This window comes from Streptomyces sp. NPDC022910, from assembly GCF_055561075.1.
The window spans coordinates 1-6,713 of the sequence record NZ_JBVHHL010000125.1 but is presented as its reverse complement, the minus strand read 5'-3'; the positions used below and the strand labels follow the sequence as shown (position 1 = coordinate 6,713).

Below are 6,713 nucleotides of genomic sequence, written 5' to 3'. Positions count from 1 at the left end.
GAGCACAGCGAGCCGCTGCCCGACCGGTCCTGCACGCCCGGGGCGACCAGTCCCGCGGTCACCCAGGCCACGCTCGCCACGACGATCTGCCGGTCCGGGTACACCGCCGAGGTCCGGCCATCCTCATCCGTGACGGGCGAGGAGAAGACTGCCAACGCGGCCTCCTACGGCTACACCGGCAGCCTGCACCTTGCCGAGTACGACCACCTCATCAGCCTCGAACTGGGCGGTGACCCCAACGACCCGAGCAACCTGTGGGTCGAGCCGCCCGGGCCGGGACAGACCAGCTTCTACAACGACAAGGACGGGGTGGAGAACACCCTTCACCGCGCGGTGTGCGACCACCAGGTGACACTCGCCGCGGCGCAGCGGGCCATCGCGACCGACTGGGTGACAGCAGAGAGCGTGCTGAGGGTGGGCCCAGTCATGACACCGTCACCAGGCGCGACGCGAACGGCCAGCGCCAAGACCACCAGCAGCAGCGACGGCACCAGCACGTACTACGCCAACTGCACAGCCGCCCGCGCCGCTGGCGCGGCGCCCCTCTACCGCAGGCAGCCCGGCTACCGGTCGGCCCTGGACCGCGACGGTGACGGCGTCGCCTGCGAATAGCCTGTTGGCTGCTGGCGGAGTGAGGGTATGGGATTCACTCTGACACAGGCGCCGTCGACGGTGAGGTCCCTGCGGCCGGGACGAGCCTTTTCCGGCGATGTGCTGGTCACCCGTTGGTGCCGCCGTCACGCTGCACGGGAATCCACGTCCTGGCAGGTGTTCCACTGCTGGAGGTCGAGGTCCTCGGCGGACTGGGCGGTGAGCCGCGCCATCACCCACAGCTGTGTATCGGGCAAATGCTGGCGCAGCTTGTCGGCCGCCGCCTCGATGATCGCCGTGTCGACGGGGGCCAGGATTTGGCCGCGGTACCAGTCCTCGATGGACACGAGCGTCACGGTTTCCCCGGCACTTACCACTGTGGCTCGGGTCTGCACATGGCCCTTCAGGCTCACACCGCTCCCTCTGCGTGCGTCGTCGTGCGTTGGGGGGCGTGAAAGGATCATGCACGCCATTCAGGCTCAGCGGTAGTGCCCGCGCCAGAACGCCCCCCGAGGTGGCCCCGTGCCGCGGGCACCGGCCACCTCGTCGAGCAGCAGCCGCAGCGGGGCCTAGCCCAAGCGTCGGCGGGCTACCGCCAGCGCTCCCAGGCCCGGCGCGGGATGTTCTCCACCATCTCCCGCAGCACCAGCGCGTAACCTTGGCCGGTGCACAACCACAACGCCAGCGTGAAGTACACCATCAGCGTCGCGGGCAGCGACCGCGTCCGGTCCACCCGTGCGCCGGCCTCCTCCATCACAAGGTCGACCAACTCCGGTGTGAAGGTTCGCGTCAGCAGCCCCAATCGCACCCGCTCTGGGGAGCTCTCACCAGCAACGTGATCACTCCGCACGAGTCGTGGCTCTCCCCAACCGAGGTCAACTCATCGAAAGACGTTGGGCGTGCGGGGGCGGAGGGTCAAGGGGTCGAGGACATCGACCGGTACTGTGTGATCTTCAGTGTGGAATCGTCGAGCGGGTCGTAGAACTTCGGTGCTGTCGGTGCTGGAGTGTCACTTGTCTCCAGGGAAACCTCAGCCCCGTTCTGTCGGGTGCCCCAGCCGGTTTTGAGGCACGTCAGAGCCCCATACCAGCGATGCCAGCGCAGTACCGTCCACGCGATGGCGATTGCGGCAGGCATGGCCAGCCAGGTGAGGATCCGCGAGCGAATCCGCTCGTCGGAGCGGATGACGCTCAGATATCGCAGCCCTTGCGCCCAGCCGATGAGGAAGGGGATGATAAACATCGTGACAGGCGGCGGCTCGCGGTTGACAATCGGCTCCGCAATCACCAGCCACGCCGTGATGGCCTGGGTGAGGATCAACTGCACCCAGCGCACGATGTGCAGCCAAAATGCGGGACGCCGGGCCGACAGGTAGCGCATGCGCCAGACGGAGCGGATGGTTGAGCCCCGCATCCACCGCAGGTACATGCGATTGAAGTGCGACCACTTCTCCGGCATAGCCGTGAAGCAGATCGCGCGAGGCTGCTGCACCGTCAGGCCGCGTTCCTGCGCGAAAAGGGTGAGCATGGAGTCGTCCGAGAAACCAACGCCGCGCCCCATGAATGTTTCGTTCAGGTAGCCGTCGAGGTTGTCCCGGATGACGCCCGCCCGGTAGGCAGCGATGGCGCCGGAGTTGACCATGACTGCGCCGACGGCCGACTGCCCTGAACGGTCGACGAGCTGGCAGACGGTGAACCACAGGTCCATGATCCGTACGAACCAGTTCGCCCGGTTGTTCGTGGCGACCACGACTCCGGCAACGGACTGCACCCGAGCCCGTGAGAACGGAGTCAGGAGGTTCTCAAGGGCGGTGGGAGCGAAGCAACTGTCGGAGTCGCAGGTGACGTAGATGTCCGCGTCGGGACTGACGCGGACCCCGTGGGCCTGGGCGCTGCGCTTGCCCCCATTGGGCACGCGCTGCCAGGTGGTGGCCACGCCCTTCTCCGCAGCAGCACGCTCCCACCAGGTCCGCACCTCGGCGTAATCCGTACTCGTGGATCCGTCGTCGACAATGTGGACAGAGTCGGGAAGACGGGTTTGACCGAGGAACGCCTGAAGGCCCAGCTTGAGATATCCGGGGTCCTCGTTGTAGGCGGGTACGAGGACTGCTGCGTGCAGCCCCTTAAGGCGCCGGGCGATACGCGGCGTCATTCTCGGGGCTCGCTCCAGGTGGTACAGCAACGTCTGGATAACGAAGATCAAGAACAGGCCGGAGAATACGAAGGTAGCGCGACTCCGCATCGCCGGGTCGGTGGCGAGAACCATCATGGTGTGGTGCGTGGCCCACCCGGCGAGCAGGAGGAGAATGATCATGCCCATCAGGACCGTTACCGACCGGTGCTGATGGGCTGTCAGCACCGGCGGATGACGTCTTCTACTCACTTACCGTGCCGACGGTGCTCGGTAACGGTGCCCTTCGCGGGAGCCAACTGGCCAGCCGTGAGGTGGCGGCGCCAACCGAACTTCAGCAAGAGCACCACGCCGAGGGCGACGACGGCGACAGCGAGGGCCAGATACAGGCCGAACGGGATGGTGACGCCGCCGAGGACCAGCACGGGCAGACCGGTTTGCGCAAGCTGCGCGCGTCCAGACATACGAAAGTCCCCCCAAGGGATTGCGATGGATGTGTGGTGATTGTGCGCTCATAGTATGACGAGTTCGGCCCCAGGGGGCGCCCCCGTCTCATATCCCTGGCTGCTCTGTTCAGAGCAGCTCTACGTTGTCGGCCACGCAACCGACATTTCGTGTGTCCAGAACCAGCTTTGAATTCCGGACGACTTTCTCGTAGTCGACGTCGCTGTGATCGGTGACGATGACAGCGACGTCGTACTGCGAAATCTGATCGGGCCCGATAGCGTCCTGGACGTCCTCGATTCCCTGACCCGCTACAAAGGAGTCGACCACGCTCACCGTGGCACCGAGCGCTCTCAGCAGCGCGTGGATCTCGATTGCCGGAGACTCCCGGTAATCCGAGCTGTCCTTCTTGTATGCGTAGCCGTACATCAGGACCTTCGCGCCGTTCACCGACAGCCGTCGGCTGTTCAGCAGCCGGGTCAGACGATCCACCACGTACCGGGGCTGGGCCCGGTTGATCTCGTTCGCGGTCTCCACGAACCGGAACGGCCGGCCGACCTGCTTCTTGACGTGCCACGCAAGATAGGCGGGATCGATCGGCAGGCAGTGCCCGCCGACACCGGGTCCCGGCGTGAACTTCATATAGCCGAACGGCTTGGTGGCGGCGAGGTTCAGCGTGTGCCACACGTCGATGTCGAGTTCGTCGGCGAAGGCCGCGAGCTCATTGACGAGCGCGATGTTGACGTGGCGAAAGGTGTTCTCCATGACCTTCGCCAGCTCGGCCTCTTCCAACCCCTTGGCGGTTACCACGTTGTCGCATACCGAGCTGTAGAACTCACCGACCTTGCGCAGGCATTCGTCACCCAACCCCGAGACAATCTTCGGAGTGTTGCGGAAGGTCCAGGTCTTGTTGCCCGGGTCGATCCGCTCGGGGCTGAAGCCGACATGGAAGTCGACGCCGACGGTGAGCTTCGAGACTCGCTCCAGGATCGGGACGAGTACGTCCCTGGTGGTCCCGGGGTATGTGGTCGACTCCAGGACGACTGTCTGGCGCTGGCCCTTTTCGAGAAACCGACCGACTGTCTCGGCAACGCTCTCTATGTAGGACAGGTCCGGGTCGCCGTCCCGGAGTGGAGTCGGAACCGTGATGATCGCGACGTCGAACCCCTTCATCTCCTCGTCGAGGGAGGAGGGGGTGTAGCGGTTCGTCCGAAGGATTTCCGAGACGGTCTCGGAGTTGATGTCCGCTATGTATGAGTCTCCGCGTTTCAGGCTGGCGATCTTCTGCTCGTCGACGTCATATCCCACGACGTCGTATCCCGCCCTGACCGCCTCCACTGCAAGCGGAAGTCCGACGTAGCCCTGTCCGGCCACGACTATGTTCTTCACTGTCCCCACCCCTGAACTTACGACCAGCTCCCCGCTGGCCGTCGAGGTTGCCGGGCCCCCTGCCCGGTCCCGGCGGTACGAGGCCCCCTCAACCCGCCGGTAACTCATCCCTCGCTTTGAGACGTGCGTGCGACTAGTTCACCGATGTCTCGGTAGAAGACTAGCCACACAATGGTTGCATCGTACACAACTTCCGCACTTACGTTCCCCTGTCGCTATGGACGTCATCTGGACGTAACCTTTCCGTCGCCGTCCAGCCAACTGGGTTTCCTCGGGCCATCCGGCCCGAGGCGGGCGCCTTCGCGTGCCGTGCGTGCCGCGACGAAGACGTCCTCCAGGTTGCTGAGGCCTGAAACGCAGTCCCGAGGTGGCCCCCGGAGACCTTTGTGCCCACCCCCTTGACCGCGGACCTCGAAGGTTCTCTGACCGGTCTCACTCCAGCAGGCAAGCTAGCAAGCGGCACTGACAACGGCCTGGCAGCAGGGGGCTGCGGTACAACGGCGAAGTACAGCAACCTCAGCAACCGGCAGCGCCCCACACCGGCCGTCATGGGCTTCCCGGCAGCCTGTATGACCTTCAGTGACCGATCTCTGTAGAGCTACGGATCAGAAGGTGCCAGTGCCTCACAGGCCGCCCCCTGACGGCCAACGTCGCTTGGATAGTTCAAGATCGCCTATCATCTCGATCTTGTGTCGAGGGGTCACATAGTTGGTGAGACGTACCCGGAGCGGATCCGGATGGGGCTGCTGTCGCGGACCTTTACGCCCGAGTTGGTTGACTTTGTGGTTGACGAGGCTGGGGCGCGGGAGGAGCGGACCCGGTCCTTGCCGTCGCGGCTGGTGGTGTACTTCGTGCTCACGATGTGGCTGTTCACGGGAGACGGATACGGGCTGGTGCTGCGGGAGTTGGTGGAGCATTGGCCGCGTCGACGGGGTGAGGAGTGGCGGCCGGCCGGCACGGGCTCACTGACCTTGGCCCGCCAGCGGGTGGGGCCCGGTCCGCTCCGGTTGTTGTTCGACCGGGTCGCGGGGGCGAGCGGGAGTCCGGCCACCCCCGGTGCCTTCTGGCGTGACCTGCGCCTGGCCTCCCTGGATGGCTCCCTGTTCGACGTGCCGGACAGTGAGGCGAACGCCGCCGCCTACACCCGCGCTTCCAACGGAGGCCGGCCCGGTCCGTATCCGCAGGTGCGGCTGCTGGCACTGGTGGAGTGCGGCACCAAGGCGATGATCGGCGCGGTCTTCGACTCCTTCGCGGTGGGTGAGCGGACCCTGGCACGGCGCCTGCTGGTGCACCTGCACACGGGGATGCTCGTGATGGCCGACCGGGGCTTTCCCGCCTTCGGCCTGTGGCAGGCCGCCGCGGACAGGGGCGCCCAACTCCTGTGGCGCGTCTCGGACTCCTTCACCTTGCCGGTGGACCACGTCCTGTCGGACGGTACCTACCTCTCCCACCTCAACGGCCCGCGCGGGGCGCGGATCACGGTGCGGGTGATCGAGTACACGGTGTTGACCACCACCCTCGATGAGGACGGGGCGAGCGAGGAGACCTCCGAGCTGTTCTGTCTGATCACCACGCTGCTCGACCCAGGCTCGGCGCCCGCCCGCGAGCTGGCGGAGCTGTACACGGCGCGCTGGACCAGCGAAACGATCTTCAAACACATCAAAATCGAGCAGCGCGGCGGGCGGACTGCCACCCTGCGCTCCAACAGCCCCGCCATGGTCGAGCAGGAGCTGTGGGCCATGCTGTGCGTCTACCAGGCCCTTCACCAGCTGGCTGCCGAGTCCGCCCACCGCGCCCACCTCCCCGTCTCGCACATCAGCTTCAAGCAGACTCTCGCCGCCGCCCGACGCTCCGTCGGCGCGGACTTTTCCCCCTCGGCAGCTGACCGCCAAGGTCCGTGACGTTCAGGACGACCTGGTCCGCGAGGCCGTCAAGCCCCGCCCCGGACGCGCCGCACCCCGCGCCACCAAGCGCAGCGGTACCGGCTACCGCACCCTGCGGCCCGACGAACCGGCCACCACCCACGTCACCCACACCATCGAGCTCCAGCTCTTCCCCGACGGCCAACGCCCCGCACCACCGAACAGCCCAGCGATCCCGCAGACCACCGCATATGGCAAGACGTCGTCTCCGGCTCGACAGATGGCATCAGCTGCCTA

The 6,713-nt window shown here is 65.8% G+C and carries 7 protein-coding genes; 2 read left to right on the top strand and 5 right to left on the bottom strand.

From position 1 onward, the window contains the following. A partial coding sequence (locus tag ACZ3TS_RS42245) for an excalibur calcium-binding domain-containing protein (RefSeq protein ID WP_467628354.1) occupies positions 1–612 on the top strand: 612 nt, incomplete at its 5' end. Positions 613–737: 125 nt separating this feature from the next. Here ACZ3TS_RS42245 and ACZ3TS_RS42240 read toward each other — a convergent pair. From ACZ3TS_RS42240 to ACZ3TS_RS42220, 5 genes are all read right to left on the bottom strand, one after another. Continuing rightward, on the bottom strand, positions 738–947 hold the full coding sequence (locus ACZ3TS_RS42240) for a hypothetical protein (RefSeq protein ID WP_467628351.1): 210 nt from the start codon (positions 945–947) through the stop codon (positions 738–740). 233 nt (positions 948–1,180) lie between these two features. Further along, on the bottom strand, positions 1,181–1,399 hold the full coding sequence (locus ACZ3TS_RS42235; RefSeq protein ID WP_467628348.1) for a transposase domain-containing protein: 219 nt from the start codon (positions 1,397–1,399) through the stop codon (positions 1,181–1,183). A 107-nt stretch (positions 1,400–1,506) separates the two neighbouring features. Further along, positions 1,507–2,904 (bottom strand): glycosyltransferase family 2 protein, encoded by a 1,398-nt coding sequence (locus ACZ3TS_RS42230; protein ID WP_467628345.1) that lies wholly within the window; start codon positions 2,902–2,904, stop codon positions 1,507–1,509. Positions 2,905–2,969: 65 nt separating this feature from the next. Then, a complete protein-coding gene (locus ACZ3TS_RS42225) occupies positions 2,970–3,185 on the bottom strand; it encodes a hypothetical protein (RefSeq protein WP_467628342.1) in 216 nt (71 codons plus the stop codon). Positions 3,186–3,294: 109 nt separating this feature from the next. After that, the gene (locus tag ACZ3TS_RS42220) at positions 3,295–4,554 is read right to left on the bottom strand and encodes a nucleotide sugar dehydrogenase (protein ID WP_467628340.1); all 1,260 of its coding nucleotides are present in this window, start codon (positions 4,552–4,554) and stop codon (positions 3,295–3,297) included. Positions 4,555–5,291: 737 nt separating this feature from the next. Here ACZ3TS_RS42220 and ACZ3TS_RS42215 point away from each other — a divergent pair. Beyond that, the gene (locus ACZ3TS_RS42215) at positions 5,292–6,455 is read left to right on the top strand and encodes an IS4 family transposase (protein ID WP_467628337.1); all 1,164 of its coding nucleotides are present in this window, start codon (positions 5,292–5,294) and stop codon (positions 6,453–6,455) included. The last annotated feature ends 258 nt before the right edge of the window (positions 6,456–6,713 follow it).